Here is a 14,916-nt window from a genome sequence, read left to right on the forward strand (position 1 = left end):
ACCCACAGCGAAATCACCCGGTGACAGACGATCACCCGCCATGATCAGGCACCGTCACCTGCCCGAACACCGCCAAACGAGCTCAGGCAAGGGGCGTGACCTGCGATTTCAGGATGGAATTAGCCCACTGGTCGCACGCGTGTAAGGGCGCCGCCGGGGTGGATCTGGTGTTCCTCGCCCCCTATTTCGTCGAGGCGGGGCACAGCGTCGAGCACACCGAAGCGCTGCTGGCGGGCATCCCCGCGTGGAAAGAACTGCCTGCCGTTCAGGTGGCCGGACTGACCGCGCTGTGGACGCTGGTCCGGCTGCACCGGGCCGAGCACGGAGACGAGGTCCGCCGCCCAGAGGAGATGCGCCTGGCCCGTGTCGGGCGCACATGGCTGGCGCACCTGCTGACCAGGCTCTGACCAGGAGCCGACGATGCCGGCGCGGCAACCCGTACCAGTGCGGCCCCACCCGGGAAGGCTGTGCTGTGCCGCGCCCACGTGCGGGGTGTGCCCGGTGTCGTCGTCCCCGCCGCCCCGCACCTTCGGCGCAGGCCGGAGCCTCCGCAGCGGCTCCGGCCTGCGCCACCACCACCCAAGCCCAAGGAGATACCGATGTTGGCGCGCGAAGTTGAAGCCGCCGCTGACGAGTCAGCACGCAAAGACGTCCAGGAATTGGAGCAGACCGCCCGTGGATGGTTCCACGTGGAGTATTCCCTCCACGGACGAGCGTTCGTCGCCTACTACCGGGGCCACTGCCCTCCGGGCGGCATCATGTGCCGGGCCGCCGTCCGCAGCCAGCTCCTCATGCTGATGGACCGGGTGGCGCCGCCCGGCTGGCGCATACCGGACCTTCCACTGGTGTCCGCCCGGCCGAGCGCGCACCGTTCTACCCCGCGAAGGTAGCCAGCCATGACGAGGCGCCGTCTTCCCACGTCCGACGCAGGTGGCCAACGCGATCCAACACACGCCGCGGAATCCGCGGTGGAGCCCTCCAGCTTCGTGTGGGAGACGTACAACCCCACCGGCGGCACCCTCCGCATCAGCTACACGTCCTGCTGCGGAGCCTTCGAACTCGCCTCCGAGGGCGGCCACTTCTTCGTACTGCGCTCCACCGGCGACGGCGGCTACGAGGAGACCGGCCGCGGCCTCCACCGGCAGGCGATGGACCTCTACATCACTCTGGCCGAGCGTCACCGCGACGAGCATCTGCGCCGCGGGGAGAGGCCAGAGCCCGACACCTTCCTTCAGGACGAGGGTCAGCGCGGCTAACCGGCACTGCGAATGCGCCCGCAGCAATCATCGACCAGTTGCCCATCACAACCGACAAGAGGAGACCTGCCCGTGACCACCGACAACGACGTCCAGGACGCCGCCGAGCTACGTGACGCCATGGTGCGCGAACTGCGCGATCAGGGGGCCATCCGGTCCGAGGCCGTGGCGGCGGCCGTCGCCACGGTGCCGCGTCACGTGTTCACGCCGGGCGAGACGCTGCAAACCGCCTACGCCCCGGACCACGCGCCACTCGTCAAGGCCGGCCCCAACGGCGGCAGGCATCTCAGCGTCGTCTCCGCCGCCCATCTCCAAGCCACCATGTTGGAAGCGGCCGAGATCGAACCCGGCATGCGTGTCATCGAATACGGAAGCGGCGGCTACAACGCGGCCTTGGCGGCCGAGCTCGTCGGTAAGCGCGGACACGTCACCACAGTGGACATCGACCCCGACATCGTCGCTCGGGCCCGTACCTTCCTCGACGAAGCGGGCTACCACCACGTGAACGTGATGCTGGGCGATGCGGAGCAAGGCGTTCCCGGAGCCGACCCATTCGACAGAGTGATCGGCACGGCAGGATTCTGGGACATCCCACCCGCATGGCTGGAGCAGCTCGCCGACGACGGCCGGATCGTCGTCCCGCTCAGATTCAAAGGGACGACCCGCTGGATCGTCTTCGACCGTGGCAGGTCCGGCCTCGTCAGCCGCGCCTACGGGTTGTGCTCCTTCGTACCAGTCCAGGGGGCCGGCTCCCACACCGAGCGGACCATCACGATCGACAACGGCGTGATGGTGTGCCTCGACGACGAGAGCCTCAGCGTTGACGCGGAGGCGTTGCGCAGGGCGTTGCATCTGCCGAGGATCGAACGCTGGTCCGACGCCGTGTTCGACATGCCCGACGAGCAGATGCTGTTCCTGCTCACGAACGACCCGGACATGGCACTGCTGTATGCCGACCAGACGATCGTCGACCAGGAACTGCTCGCACCCTCGACACTCAAGGGCGTGCCCGTCCTGATCAGCGGCGACAGCTTCGCCTACCGGGCCGCACGACCGAACGCCGACATGAGCAGCGGATACGAGAGCGGCGTCTACGCCCACGGGCCGGCGGCCGAGAACCTCGCCGCCCGCTACGCGGAGCTGCTGCGCCGGTGGGCGGACAAGCACCACCGCCGCGGCGCCGCGTCCATCCGGTACATCCCCAAGCCCTCCGACCCGCCGGCCCCCTCCCCAGGAGTGGTGGCGAAGCGGCACGGGACCGTCGTCGTCACCTGGCCTTAGACCGCCGGGCTCCCAGGGGAGATCGGCCGATCTTCCCTGGCGAGCACCGGGGAATCCCGCCCACCCCAACAAAGGAGGAACCGTCATGACCACCCACGCTCCCGGAAGTACGGCAACGCTCGCACCGTCCGAACCGGAAGGCAAAGACACCGACGGCTGGGACGCCGACTGGCTCGCCGACCTGGACGTGTCCATCGTCGAGTCCGGTGTGGCCGCCGAACAACTCATCCGCATGACCGACGACGGATGCAACTCGACCTGCGGAACAGCGTGCGTCAGCTGCAAGTGAGCACCCAGATCCCCGTCACCTGATGACCCGAGCGCCCGGCCGGCGCGAGTCACCGTCCGGCCGGGCCACCCTCCAGCCACGAGAGCGGATCATGTACCGATACCTCGATGCCGCCGTGTTGCGGGCCCCCGCCTGGCCGCCACACCAGCAGGTCGCGTCATGGCCCGACCTGACCCACCAGGGCGCGAACAGCGCCTCATGGAGAACCTGGCTGGCACGTACGTGGCAGACGCCCGGTTTCGCGGCGGCCGTGGAGCAGGCCAGCCCGGATCTGGCACGGCGCGTATGCGAGATCTGCTCCGGAGAGCCGATCTCTGATCAGAGTGTGCGCCGCGCAGTGCTGTCCGTGATGCGCTACCTGCTGCGCGCCTCTGGCCGCGCGACACCGTTCGGCCTGTTCGCCGGGGTCGCTCCGGCTCGCATCAGCGCCGCAACCGATCTGCCTGCGGCGCGCATCGGGGACGCGCACCGTCCGACAGCCCGTGTCACAGCCGAATGGCTCGCCGCGGTCGTTCAGCAGCTTGAAGGCGAGACAGCGCTCCGGCGACGCTTGACCGTGGTCGCCAACAACCTCGCGTTCGAGCGGGACGGCCGCCTGGTGCTCGAACACCGCGCCAGCCCTGAAGCGGGTGGCGCCCCAGGGCATGTGAGCGTGCGCGCCACCGCCCCCGTACGGGTAGCGCTCCGGCTGGCGCGTGTTCCGCTCCCGGTCGCGGATCTGACGGACGGGCTGTCGGCCGCCTTCACCCGAACTCCCGAGAGCACGATCGACACGCTCGTGGCCGAGCTGGTGGCGCAACGCCTCCTGCTCACCAGCCTGCGCCCACCCATGACGGCCTGCGATCCGCTCCGGTGCCTCCTGCGTGAGCTGGACGCGGTGAACGCGGACGAGATCGGCGAGGTGGCCGACGTCGTCAAATGTCTGCGCGATGTCACTGACGAGCTCGACCGTGTATCCTCCGCTGCGGCGGCCGATCATCGGGCGCGTGCGGTGGCCGCGATGGCAGCCATCCACCGCACCAAGCGCCCGCCGCTCGCGGTCGATCTGCGCCTGGACGCGCAGGTGACAGTTCCAGCCGCTGTGGCGGCAGAGGCCGCCATGGCGGCGACCGCGCTCGTCCGCCTTGCCCTCCGCCCTGCCCTCAGCACGGGCTGGATGACCTGGCATCAACGGTTCCTGGACCGCTACGGGCTGCGCGCCCTGGTCCCACTCCGAGACGTGGTCGACGCCACCATCGGGCTCGGCTACCCGGCCGGTTACGACGACGGCGACCGCGTACCCGAAGAGGCGTTGACGGACGGCGACCGCAAGCTGCTGGCGCTCGCGCACAACGCCGCGATGCGCCGCCAGCACGAGATCCTGCTCGACGACACCATGATTGCCGACCTCGGCGGGGTGGCCCCCGACGCGCCGGTTCAACCCTCCTCGGACCTGACCATGCGGATCGACGCACCCAGCCCCACCGCGTTGGCCGAGGGCCGGTTCACGCTCACCATCGTCGGGGCGTCACGCGCCGCGGGAACCATCACCGGCCGGTTCCTCGACATGTTCGATGACGAGCATCGGCAGCGGATGAGCACCCTGTACGCGGGCGTGCCCACGAGCACCCGGGACGCGCTCGCCGTCCAGGTGTCGGCGCCCGCCCCGTACATCGGCACCGACAACGTCGCCCGCGCCCCCCGAGTGCTGCCGCAGGTGTTACCGGTCGGCGACCATCCCGGCGGCGCGCACGTGCTCGCGCTGGATGACCTCGCTGTCACCGCCGACCTGCACGGCATCTACCTGGTGTCACTGTCGCGTCGCCGCACCGTCGAGCCGGTGATTCTCAACGCGGTCAACCTGATCCAGCACACGCACCCGCTGGTGCGGTTCATCCTCGAAGCGCCACACGCCCTCCAGGCCCCGTGCACAGGCTTCGATTGGGGCCCCGCATCCGCGCTGCCGTTCGTCCCCGCGCTGCGCTACCGGCGCACGATCATCTCCCCCGCCCGGTGGCGGCTCACCGCAGCCGACCTGCCCGCGCCTTCGGCCGACTGGAGAGAATGGGACAACGCCTTGACCGCCTGGCGGGAGATGGTGGCGCTGCCGGAAACGGTCAGTCTCGGGGGCGGCGACCAGCATCTGCAGCTCGACCTCTGCGAGCCTGCGCACCGCGCCCTGTTGCGCGCCCAGGTCGACCGCACCGGCACGGCGGTGCTGCGCGTCGCCTCCGACGCGAACGCGGCAGGGTGGATCGGCGGGCGCGCCCACGAGGTCGTGATCCCTCTCGCCGCGACCGGCCAGCCTGCCGAACCGCCCCGGCTCCCGAACGAGGTGACCTTCCGCGACCACGGTCTCCTACCGGGTCAGAATGGGCGGCTGTCGCTCAAGCTGTACTGCCACCCCGACCGGCACGACGCCATCCTCATCCGCCACCTTCCACGCCTGGTGGAAACGCTCAGCAGCGAAGCGCGGTGGTGGTTCCTGCGCTACCACGACCCCGACCACCATCTCCGTATCCGCCTCGCCGTGCCTGACCACACGTCCGCCGACGCTGCTGCCGAGGTCACCGCGTGGAGCGCGCAGGTGCGCCAGGCCGGGCTGACGTCGCGCGTGCAGTGGGACACCTACTTCCCGGAGACCGCCCGCTTCGGCGGCGACTCCGCCATGAACGCGGCCGAGGCCTACTTCGCCGCCGACTCGGCCACTGTCGTCGCCCAACTGACCGCGATCATTGCTCGGAAAGGGCCCCACCTGCACGCCCTGACCGCCGCCAGCCTGCTCGACATCGCCTCCGCCTTCCTCGGCGACCACGTAACGGCGATGCGATGGCTGATCAGCCATGCCCAAGCCGACGCTTCCGCGCCCGACCGCGCTATCTACGACCAGGCCGTACGCCTGGCCCGACCCGACGATCACCGGGCCCTGGCCGCCTGTCCGGAAGGCGAGCAGATCGTCTCCTGGTGGGCGCGCCGCCGGAAGACACTCGCCTCCTACCGCCGCGCACTCGAGGAGGCGGGCACGATTCCCCCGGCTGCCGTGCTGCCCGATCTGCTGCACCTGCACCACGTCCGCATGGCCGGCACGTCGCCGGCCAGCGAGCGGGCGTGCCTGCACCTGGCCCGCGCCGCCGCCTTGAGCTGGACCGCACGTCCCAAGAGGAGCAGGTCATGAACAAGTCACACAGAACCGCTCTCGCCGTAGCCGATGTCATTGCCACGTCGCTGGCCGATCCGCAGCCGTGGACCGCCCAGCCGCCAGGCGACGGCCTGGTCTGGCCGCAGTCGTTGTGGGCGGGAGCGGCGGGGATCGCCCTGCTGCACATCGAGCGTGCCCGCTCCGGGCACGGTGACCCAGAGATCGCGCACGCCTGGCTTGAAGTGGCCGCCTCCGGCGCGCTGACGAAGGCGGCGAACGCGAACCTGTTCTTCGGCGCTCCCGCGCTGGCCTTCACCATGTACACGGCCGCGGGCACCACAGGCCGCTACCAGCGAGCGCTGGAGCGCCTGGACGACGCGGTCACGTCGATAACCCGCATCCGCCTGACCGCAGCGCACACGCGCATCGTCCGCAGCGAGCAACCCGAAATGAAGGAGTTCGACCTGGTTCGCGGGCTGGCCGGCCTGGGCGCCTACCACCTCAGCCGCCACTCGGACCACCCGATCACAGCCGACGTGCTGTCCTACCTGGTGCGCCTGACCGAGCCACTGCACGCAGGCGGCGAGCTGCCCCCATGGTGGACGACCGTCGCGCCCAATGGGGAGCCCAGCTCGGACTACCCACACGGGCATGGCAACCTGGGCATGTCCCACGGCATCTGCTCGGCGCTGGCTCTGCTGTCCCTGGCTGTGATCCGCAACGTCGGCGTGGCCGGCGCGAAAGAGGCGATCGAACGCATCTGCGTCTGGACCGACACCTGGCGACAGCAGGACAACGCAGCCGCGTGGTGGCCCGGTGTGATCACCATCGAACAGGTACGCGAGCAACGCACCGACCCCTCGCAGCGCCCCCGGCCGTCGTGGTGCTACGGGATCAGCGGCACGGCTCGCGCCCACCAGCTGGCCGGCCTGGCGCTCGCCGACGAGAGGCGGCAGAAGGCCGCCGAAGAGGCGATGCTCGCCACCCTGCGCGATCCCGCCCAACTTGATCGCCTCCCGGAGATCGGCCTGTGCCATGGCACGGCTGGACTGCTCCACTCCGCTTGGCGGATGGCCTCCGACGCCCGCACTCCCCAGCTCGGCGACGAACTCCCGCACGTAGCCGCCCGGCTCGCCGCGCAACTCGCCCGCCCCGCAACGCTGGAACTTCTCGACGGCGCCGCCGGGGCCGCGCTCGCGCTGCACTCCTTCGCCACCGGCACCGTGGTGTCGGGCTGGGACACTTTCCTGCTCTTGGGCTGACTTGGAGTCGACCGCATGGACGCTCGCCCGTGGCGGCAAGTCAACGTCACCTTCCACGATTGGGCTGAAGCCGAACACAACGCCGTGACCCATCTCGCCCCGCTGCTTGCTGGGGCCGAAGACGAACGACTCATCACCGCATGGTTCTTCATGCGCAAACCGCCCTGCTGGCGCATCCGCTACTTCCCTACCTGCGATCAGACGCAGACGCACCTACAGGGTCAGCTGGACAACCTCATCCGGCAAGGTCACATCAACACCGCGACCGAGGTCATCTACGAGGCCGAACCGCACGCCTTCGGCGGTGCCGACGCCATGACGTGCGCCCATGACCTGTTCCACCTCGACAGCCGACACCTGCTCGCCTACTTCGCCAGCCATCCAGGCGTGAAGCACCGCCGCGAACTGTCGATCCTGCTGTGCACCACCTTGCTGCGCTCAGCAGGGCTGGACTGGTACGAGCAGGGCGACGTGTGGGCGCGGGTAGCCGACCACCGCGACCTCCCCGACCCTCTCTCCCCAGAGCGGCGACAGGCGCTGGAGGTCGACCTGCGGCGGCTGATCAGCGTGGACACCCGGCCTCTGATGCGCAGCCGGGAACTCCTCACCTTCGCCGACCAGTGGTCAGCCGCTTACGAGACAACCGGCCGTGAACTGGCTGCTCTGTCCGCCAAGGGGCTATTACGCCGCGGCCTGCGTGCCGTCCTCGCCCACCACATCATCTTCGCGTGGAACCGGCTCGGCATGCCCTACGCCAGCCAGGCCGTACTAGCCCACACCACCAGAGACGTCGTTTTCGGACGCGCACCGAGTCCGAGGACTCAAGGAGCAGAAGACATGACCCCCTCGCTGCAGCAGGTCGCGCAACGCTTCCCCCTGATCGCGCGACCCCGCCCGGCGTGCCTGCCCCTCAGGACACGCATCGCCGAGCTACGCACCCTCAGCGATGAGGCCGCCCACGGCACGGAGGCCGGCCACCTCACCCTCGCTGCCGAGACGCTGAACAAGTCGGCGCTGATCGCCAGCGACTGCGGTGTCTCCGCTCTTGCCCGTTCCCTGTGCTGGCGACACTTCTCCGCCTACCTGCCCGCATGGCCGCTGGACGCATCCCGGGCACGCTCGGCTCTGGAGCCGCTCGTCAACCTCGCCCGGCTGGCCATCCGCGAGCACGATGGCGCCCGCGGCTACCTCCTGCTGTACGACCTCTTCCACGCCGTCAGCAGCGCGGGCACAGCCGACATCGACGGCCGCCATATCCCGTTCGACGGCCTCACCCGAACCGACGCCGAACTCCACACGGTCCGCACGTGGCTGTGGGGTGTCTTCCTGAACGAGGGCATCCGGGCGCTCATCAGCGCGGACCAGTGGGACCAGGCGGTCGCCCACGCACAGCGCTACCGCGGCGTCGGCCGAAGGCTCCTGGACGGCCGGCAGGCCACCATCATCGCTCACTGCCTCGCCGGAGACACCGACACTGCCATGGGGCTTGTCGCAGACAGCGCACCCGAGCAGCCGTGGGAACACGCGGTCGCAGGGTGCCTGGACGCGCTATGTAACCGTGCGTCCGGACGCTCGCCCGGCGAAACGCTCGCCGCAGTTCGACGCCGTTATTTGGAACTCGACCGGGCGCCGGGGCTGCTGGTCTTCCGAACGCGCCTCGGCCTGACCCTTTTCGATCTGGCCGCCGATATCGATGGGCCTTCGGCCGACCACTTGTTCTCCTCCCTGATCGGCAACGTCCTCGCCTCTGGGGACGGATACGCCGCTCGGGAAGTCCTCGCACATGCTGGGCACCCGGCGTTGCCCTCCGTCGCTGAGGAGGCACTGATCGCCGCCGTGCACGCCGCCGGGCTCGGGGCTGGGACGATCCCTGACCCGGCGATGGCCGATCTCCTCGCCGCCGTGGAACGGTGCGAGAAGGCACTAGGACAGAGCCTACCCGCATCCCGTCCGTAGCCGTTGCCCACGAGGGGACCCGAACGTCAGCTATGACCGTAATAAGACGCGCATCGCCCTCCCCCTCCATCTTCGCCAGGAGACCTTGGCCCCGGTGTCCTCCTCTTCCGGGGTTCATGGCAACAGCTCATCCATGTACGACGACATGTCCGCCGGCCCGATCGGCGCGTCCTCCGTCGTGGGCACGTTGGCCCACACGGTCTTCCATCCGCGAGCATCCAGGCGTACGCCCCACTGCTGCGCCAGTTGTTCGACGAGACGCAGGCCCCGTCCATGACAATCGCCATCATCGGGATTACGAGGGCGAGGAAGGGTTGTGCCCCCTTCATCGGTCACCTCGATACGGGCCAGGCCCTCGCCGATCGCGATCACGTCGGCGGTGACCAGACCTCCAGGCCATCCCGACCGGCTGTGGACCACCGCGTTCGTCACCAACTCGCTCGTCACGAGCTGGGCGCCGTCGACGCACTGGTGGTGCGCAGCTGTGAGCGCGTCTCCCACGAAACGCCGGAGCAGCGGCACTGAGCGGGCCATCCCCGGCAGCACCATTTCGCCGAGGAATTCGCCATTCACCGGACCGACCGGGTACGCGCGACAGGCCCGACTGAATAGCTGTACTGTTGTTCTCGATTTACCCCGAATGTCCACTTTGTTTCCACGGCCCGACCTTTCGTCTGCGGCGCTGTGCAACCTTGCGCCCGGACACGTCGCGTCAATCGGTGCACCATGTAGACGCACAGGTTACTGTTAATTACGCAAAGTCATCATGCAGTTACACTGTTCATCCTGTCAATGCACAGTGCAGATTCGGAGTGATTCAAGCAATGAGATAGTGATGTCGATTGACGGTCTGGCACACTGCCCCCATGCCACCGCCCCACAGCCCTACCGTGAGACTCCGACGTCTCGCGCGCGAACTACGCAAAACGCGCGAAGAAAGAGGATTGACGCCCGAAGCTGCCGCCGCCCAACTCGGATGGAGCCGCAGCAAGGTCAGTCGCATCGAAACAGGCCGGACGATGGCAAGCCCCAAAGATGTCGCCTCCGTCTGCGACCTCTACGGCGTAGGGTTCGACGTCCGAGCCGGACTGATCCAACTGGCGAAGGACGTCCGGCAACGCGGCTGGTGGACGGCCTACGCCGACGTCTTCACCGGCTCCTACATCGGCCTCGAAGACGAGGCCCACCTGATCCGCCAGTGGGAGGCACAACTCGTCCCCGGACTCCTCCAGACGGAGGACTACGCCCGAACGGTGATCAGCACTCTCCGCCCCGGCGATGACGTGCAACGCCGGGTCATGGCCCGCATGGCGCGACGCACCCTGCTCAGCAGACCCAATGCCCCCGAACTGTGCGCGATACTCGACGAAGCCGTCCTACGCCGCCCGGTCGGCGGCCCGCAAGTGATGTACGAGCAACTCGAAGCACTCCTGATCGCCAGCCGGCGCCCCAACGTCACGATCCACGTCCTCCCTTACGAAGCAGGGGCCCACGCCGGATTGGAAGGAACCTTCACCCTGCTCAGCTTCGCCGAGGAGATCGACCCCGACGTGGCCTACGTGGAAGGCACCGCAGGCGACATATACGTCGAAAGCACAGAGCAGGTCGACCGCTGTAAGCTCATCTTCGAACGCATCCAAAAGGCCGCACTGCCCTCAGACGACTCCCTCCAGATGATCAACGAGATCAAGGAAGCCCTCTGCCATGGTTGATCTTTCGCAGGCTATCTGGGTCAAAAGCAGCCGCAGCGGCGGCGGAAACAACTGCGTCGAAGTAGCACGCAACCTCCCCGGCATCATCGCCGTCCGCGACAGCAAGAACCCACATGGGCCAGCGCTAATTTTTACGGACTCCGAGTGGGCAGCTTTCCTGGCAGGGGTGAAAGACGGAGAGTTCGATAACGCCTAACGCGCTGGCGCTACGCGCAACGTTTAGCTTCGACACCTGTAACGTGCTTTGGGTTCCGGCGTGCCCAAAAACATGGAGACGCCAGCCCGACTATGAAAACGCAGCCGAAGCGGCATATCTACGATCTTAAGCAGATAGCGGTTGGCGGCCAGTGGCTCCTGGACGACAACCGGACGTCAAGCACGACCAGGCTCGAGTCGGCTGATAGTTTCTTCTTCTCGCGCAGCAGGTCATGGATCGTCTTGTCGGGGCCGTCATCACGCCACCTGCTGAAGTAGTAGTACGTCGCGCTCTTGGGCGGCAACCCTCGTGGCCGCTGACCGACCGGTACTTGCGGCCTTCCGCGCCGCGGGTACCGGCTCGATCAACGCCCACCTCCACTCAAATCACAGCGCTTCACAGCGCACGCCGTCACCCAGACAGTCCCTCAGCACGGATACGCGGAGCGGTGGCTGCCGGAAGCGTTGTGACGGTCCCATGACCTGCGAAATCGGTTGATGCGAAGCGATGCGGGATAGGTGTGTGCCATGTCCGAATCCCAGCCACGGATCCGAAACGAGATGATCGTGGGGATGCTGGCCGCTCCCGGCCTCACGGCCGAGCTCGCACGCAATCTGTCCCGCAATCTGACGGTACGGCTGGGTGAGCGATTCCCCGGTTACTGCTGGCGGGTCGAGCTGGAAACGGCGGTGCAGGCTGGTCCGGTGGGAAGCGGCGAGGACGTGGTTCGGATGACCCGGAACGGCTGCTCCACGAGGCATGGCTGCTGGCGATCTGCCTGACCGATCTGCCCGTGCACGTGGGGCGGAGACCGGTCACCGCGCATGTCAGCGTCTCGCTCAGAGTCGGCGTGGTGTCGGTGCCCGCCCTCGGGCCGGTGGACGTCGAGGAGCGCTTGGAGGAGACGGTGCTGCGCATCGTCGAAGGAGTGCTCGACGAGCAGGTGACCCGCGACGGTGCGCACTCCGCCGACATTGACCGGAACCTGCGGATGCGCCAGCGACTGGAGAAGCTCACCTCACCCGTCGGGCGGCCGGACGAGCCGGAACAAGGCACCTTCCGGCTCGTCACCGCGGCGACCCGGGGCAACATCCGGCTGCTCGCCGGTATGGTCCGGGCCAACCAACCCTGGAAGCTGGTGATCGGGCTGTCGCGAGCTCTGGTGGCCGCACTGGGGACGGGCGCCTTGGTGCTCACCTCTCCCGGCATTTGGCGAATCGCCGACGGGATGGGAGCAGGCAGGCTCACGCTTCTGACGGTGGGCTCGCTGCTGGCCATCGGTTTCACCCTCGTTCTGGTTCACCGGCTGTGGGAGAACGGTCCCGACGGCAGCCGAGGCAAAGAGGTCCGCGAGCAGGTGATGCTGTTCAATATGGCCACCGTAATCACGGTCACGATCGGGATTCTCACGCTGTATCTGGCGCAGTTTCTGATCGTCTTGCTTGCAGGGCTGGCACTGATCACACCCGATGTCCTGGAGAGCGAGCTCAAGCATCCGGTCGGCCCGGCCGACTACATGCTGCTGTCGTGGCTCGCCGCCTCCATGGCAGTCGTTGGTGGCGCGCTCGGCGCGGCCCTGGAAAACGAGGACGTCGTACGTGCCGCCGCCTACGGCTACCACCCTGAGGAGCCGACCGAGGCCGGTCATCACGAAGACCGAGAGCAGGCGTGAGCTCGCCCTCCGGGACAGCGAACCCGAGGAGAACCGCCACGTCGAAACCGTCGGAGGTGATGCCTGCCCGGGGCGAGGTGGAGCACGAGCTCGACGCCAGGCAGGCGATGAGGGCGCAGTCGTCGTCCTGGAGGTCCTCTTGGCGGAGGGCGAGCAAGAGCAAAGCGGCCTGTGCTCGGTCTGGTTCGAGGCGCAGGAAGGCGATCAGGTCCAATATCTCGGCATGATAGATCTTGGCCGGGTCGCCGGCTGGAAGGCCGAGGTGGCCGTGGCCTCCAGGGAGATCAGCCGTGCGTGCGGTCCCAGACGAGTGGCGCGAGCGCGAGGGCAGCAGGAGGGAGACCGAGGAACTCCCCGCGCACACGGAATCTCAGCGCGGGTGAAAAGCCGGACCCACTGAGAACTGGCTCAGCAGGCTCGCCGCTGTCGGGGATCAGCTGCAAGTGTGTGCCTGAGCTGGGCAGATGATGGACGGCACCGGACCGGGCCGGGAGATTCACGGGTCCCTGTCCGAGGGTATTGGTCACCGTGTACGACGGTCGCAGCACACACAGCACGATGCCAGGTACAGATCATGAACGACCCGACGGACAGATCAGGCGCGCCCGGGCCTTCATCTTCGGCCGAGGCCGTGGCACACGAGGTCGCCCGCAGGCCGGGGAACAGCAGGCTGCTCGCGATGCTGGTCGCTGCCGAGCATGGGATTCTCTACCTGGTGTCGTTCGCGCTGCTGGCTCTTGGCGTCGGCATTCTCGCTCTGATGACCCTCACGATCGTCCAAGGAGGGGCATCTGGCGCTGAGAAAATCATTATCATCCTGGAAGAGCTACTCCTGGTGCTGATTGTGCTGGAGATCTTCGTGACGGTGCAGACCCACCTGGGGGGCGGCCGCCTACAGCTGGAACCGTTCATCATCGTCGGCATCATCGCGATCATCCGGCACATCTTGTCGGTGGTCGTCCGGTTGACCATCCCGGTGAACCCGGCAGAGAGCCGCCAGCAGCTCACGGAGCTTGCCATCTACGCAGGGAGCGCCTTCATACTGGTCGCGGCGTTGGCGCTGGCGCGATGGTCGCGGCGGCGGTCCACCCTGTCCGCTGTCGGGCGCGACGACTCCAGCGCTTCTGAATGAGAACTGTCCGATCCTCGCCGTCAGCTTTCCTCCTTCCGTACCTGGTCCGGCCGCTTGTCCGGGCGAAGACCGCGCCAGCTCGGATGCCGCAGACGGCCGTCTGCAGTCCACTCCGTGTACTGCACCTCGCCCACCAGGGCGGGATCGACCCAGCGCGCGTCGCGCGCGTGCGGGCGCGGCAGCTCCTCGTCGAACGGGCTGTCCGGCCGCTCGTACGGCGCCAGTCGGGCGACGAGATCCCGCAGCATGTCGTCCGTGAAGCCCGTGCCTACATGCCCCACGTAGACCAGCCGTCCCGCGTCGTCGTACACGCCCAGGAGCAGCGATCCGATCGTGTCGGCGCGTCTGCCCTCGCCTGGTCTCCAACCCCCCACGATCACCTCCTGGGTGCGAAAGTTCTTCACCTTCACCCAGTCGCGGCTGCGCCGTCCCGGCAAGTAAGCCGATGCCAACCGCTTGGCGACCACGCCTTCCAGCAGGCGTTCGCGGCTCCGCCGGAATGCCGCGGCCCCGTCGCCGACGCTGTGGGACGGGACGTTCCAGCGTTCTCCCGCCGCCACGGTCGCCGATAGCAGTTCTCTGCGTTCCGCGTACGGCAGGTCGATGGTAGGGGAGTCGTCCACATGCAGAACATCGAAGATCAGATAGGAAACCGGAGTCGACCGAGCCAATGCCGCGACTCTGCTCGGATCCCGCTGGTGGATGCGCGGTTGTAGCGCGGTGAAGCTCGGCACGCCCCGGTGGTCGAGTGCGACGATCTCCCCGTCGAGCACGGCGCTGCCGCGTACGGCGGTCGGGAGCGGTCGGAGCTCCGGATAGGCGGCCGTGACGTCGAGGCCGTTGCGTGAGACCAGCCGGAGCGCGGCGCCATCGACGTAGCCGAGCGCCCGTGCACCGTCCCATTTCATCTCGTAGCCGAACAGCTGGTCCTGTGCCGACGGCGGTAGCTGCCCAAGCCGCGCCAGCATCGGTGAGTACTTCGGAAGGTCCCCCATGAGGAGGTCGTACCCAAGTGCGGAACGCATCTGTGACAACCGAGGCC

15 protein-coding genes and 1 pseudogene are annotated in these 14,916 nt (G+C 67.9%); 13 read left to right on the plus strand and 3 right to left on the minus strand.

What is annotated here, in order from left to right; genetic code table 11:
• Nucleotides 1-113: 113 nt before the first annotated feature.
• The 8 genes from ABGB14_RS46920 (at nt 114) to ABGB14_RS46955 (ending at nt 9,162) form a co-directional block, all read left to right on the plus strand.
• The gene (locus ABGB14_RS46920; protein ID WP_347650380.1) at nt 114-407 is read left to right on the plus strand and encodes a hypothetical protein; all 294 of its coding nucleotides are present in this window, start codon (nt 114-116) and stop codon (nt 405-407) included.
• 282 nt (nt 408-689) lie between these two features.
• A complete protein-coding gene (locus ABGB14_RS46925) occupies nt 690-890 on the plus strand; it encodes a hypothetical protein (RefSeq protein ID WP_347650381.1) in 201 nt (66 codons plus the stop codon).
• Between the two features lie 78 nt (nt 891-968).
• On the plus strand, nt 969-1,256 hold the full coding sequence (locus ABGB14_RS46930; protein WP_347650382.1) for a hypothetical protein: 288 nt from the start codon (nt 969-971) through the stop codon (nt 1,254-1,256).
• Nucleotides 1,257-1,328: 72 nt separating this feature from the next.
• Nucleotides 1,329-2,537, plus strand: coding sequence for a methyltransferase, FxLD system (fxlM, locus tag ABGB14_RS46935; RefSeq protein WP_347650383.1), 1,209 nt, complete (start codon nt 1,329-1,331; stop codon nt 2,535-2,537).
• Nucleotides 2,538-2,622: 85 nt separating this feature from the next.
• Entirely contained in the window at nt 2,623-2,826 is a 204-nt protein-coding gene (locus ABGB14_RS46940; RefSeq protein ID WP_347650384.1) for an FxLD family lanthipeptide, read from the plus strand.
• 22 nt (nt 2,827-2,848) lie between these two features.
• A complete protein-coding gene (locus ABGB14_RS46945; RefSeq protein WP_347650385.1) occupies nt 2,849-5,980 on the plus strand; it encodes a lantibiotic dehydratase in 3,132 nt (1,043 codons plus the stop codon).
• The gene (locus tag ABGB14_RS46950; RefSeq protein ID WP_347650386.1) at nt 5,977-7,206 is read left to right on the plus strand and encodes a lanthionine synthetase C family protein; all 1,230 of its coding nucleotides are present in this window, start codon (nt 5,977-5,979) and stop codon (nt 7,204-7,206) included. The genes ABGB14_RS46945 and ABGB14_RS46950 overlap by 4 nt, the downstream gene beginning before the upstream one ends.
• 15 nt (nt 7,207-7,221) lie before the next feature.
• Complete coding sequence (locus ABGB14_RS46955) at nt 7,222-9,162, plus strand: thiopeptide-type bacteriocin biosynthesis protein (RefSeq protein ID WP_347650387.1); 1,941 nt, start codon at nt 7,222-7,224, stop codon at nt 9,160-9,162.
• 114 nt (nt 9,163-9,276) lie between these two features.
• On the opposite strand, the gene ABGB14_RS46960 is transcribed toward ABGB14_RS46955, so the two are convergent.
• Nucleotides 9,277-9,735 (minus strand): ATP-binding protein, encoded by a 459-nt coding sequence (locus tag ABGB14_RS46960; RefSeq protein WP_347650388.1) that lies wholly within the window; start codon nt 9,733-9,735, stop codon nt 9,277-9,279.
• Nucleotides 9,736-10,028: 293 nt separating this feature from the next.
• On the opposite strand from ABGB14_RS46960, the gene ABGB14_RS46965 reads away from it, so the two are divergent.
• Entirely contained in the window at nt 10,029-10,874 is an 846-nt protein-coding gene (locus tag ABGB14_RS46965; protein WP_347650389.1) for a helix-turn-helix transcriptional regulator, read from the plus strand.
• On the plus strand, nt 10,867-11,070 hold the full coding sequence (locus ABGB14_RS46970) for a DUF397 domain-containing protein (RefSeq protein ID WP_347650390.1): 204 nt from the start codon (nt 10,867-10,869) through the stop codon (nt 11,068-11,070). Before ABGB14_RS46965 ends, ABGB14_RS46970 begins: the two co-directional genes overlap by 8 nt.
• Before the next feature lie 250 nt (nt 11,071-11,320).
• Here the strand turns inward: ABGB14_RS46970 and ABGB14_RS46975 are convergent.
• Nucleotides 11,321-11,444 (minus strand): annotated as a pseudogene (locus tag ABGB14_RS46975) (IS5/IS1182 family transposase); the annotation flags it as partial.
• Between the two features lie 153 nt (nt 11,445-11,597).
• On the opposite strand from ABGB14_RS46975, the gene ABGB14_RS46980 reads away from it, so the two are divergent.
• From ABGB14_RS46980 to ABGB14_RS46990, 3 genes are all read left to right on the plus strand, one after another.
• Nucleotides 11,598-11,852 carry a hypothetical protein gene (locus ABGB14_RS46980; protein WP_347650391.1) on the plus strand — a complete coding sequence of 85 codons (255 nt, stop codon included), beginning with the start codon at nt 11,598-11,600 and terminating at the stop codon, nt 11,850-11,852.
• A gap of 71 nt (nt 11,853-11,923) precedes the next feature.
• Nucleotides 11,924-12,742, plus strand: a complete 819-nt coding sequence (locus ABGB14_RS46985; RefSeq protein ID WP_347650392.1) for a hypothetical protein — start codon at nt 11,924-11,926, stop codon at nt 12,740-12,742.
• A gap of 574 nt (nt 12,743-13,316) precedes the next feature.
• Nucleotides 13,317-13,874: a phosphate-starvation-inducible PsiE family protein gene (locus ABGB14_RS46990; protein ID WP_347650393.1), complete on the plus strand. Its 558-nt coding sequence runs from the start codon at nt 13,317-13,319 to the stop codon at nt 13,872-13,874.
• Nucleotides 13,875-13,894: 20 nt separating this feature from the next.
• Here the strand turns inward: ABGB14_RS46990 and ligD are convergent, their stop codons facing one another.
• Nucleotides 13,895-14,899: a non-homologous end-joining DNA ligase gene (gene ligD / locus ABGB14_RS46995; protein ID WP_347650394.1), complete on the minus strand. Its 1,005-nt coding sequence runs from the start codon at nt 14,897-14,899 to the stop codon at nt 13,895-13,897.
• Between the last annotated feature and the right edge of the window lie 17 nt (nt 14,900-14,916).

It is taken from the genome of Nonomuraea sp. B10E15 (assembly GCF_039871615.1).
Taxonomy (GTDB): Bacteria; Actinomycetota; Actinomycetes; order Streptosporangiales; family Streptosporangiaceae; genus Nonomuraea.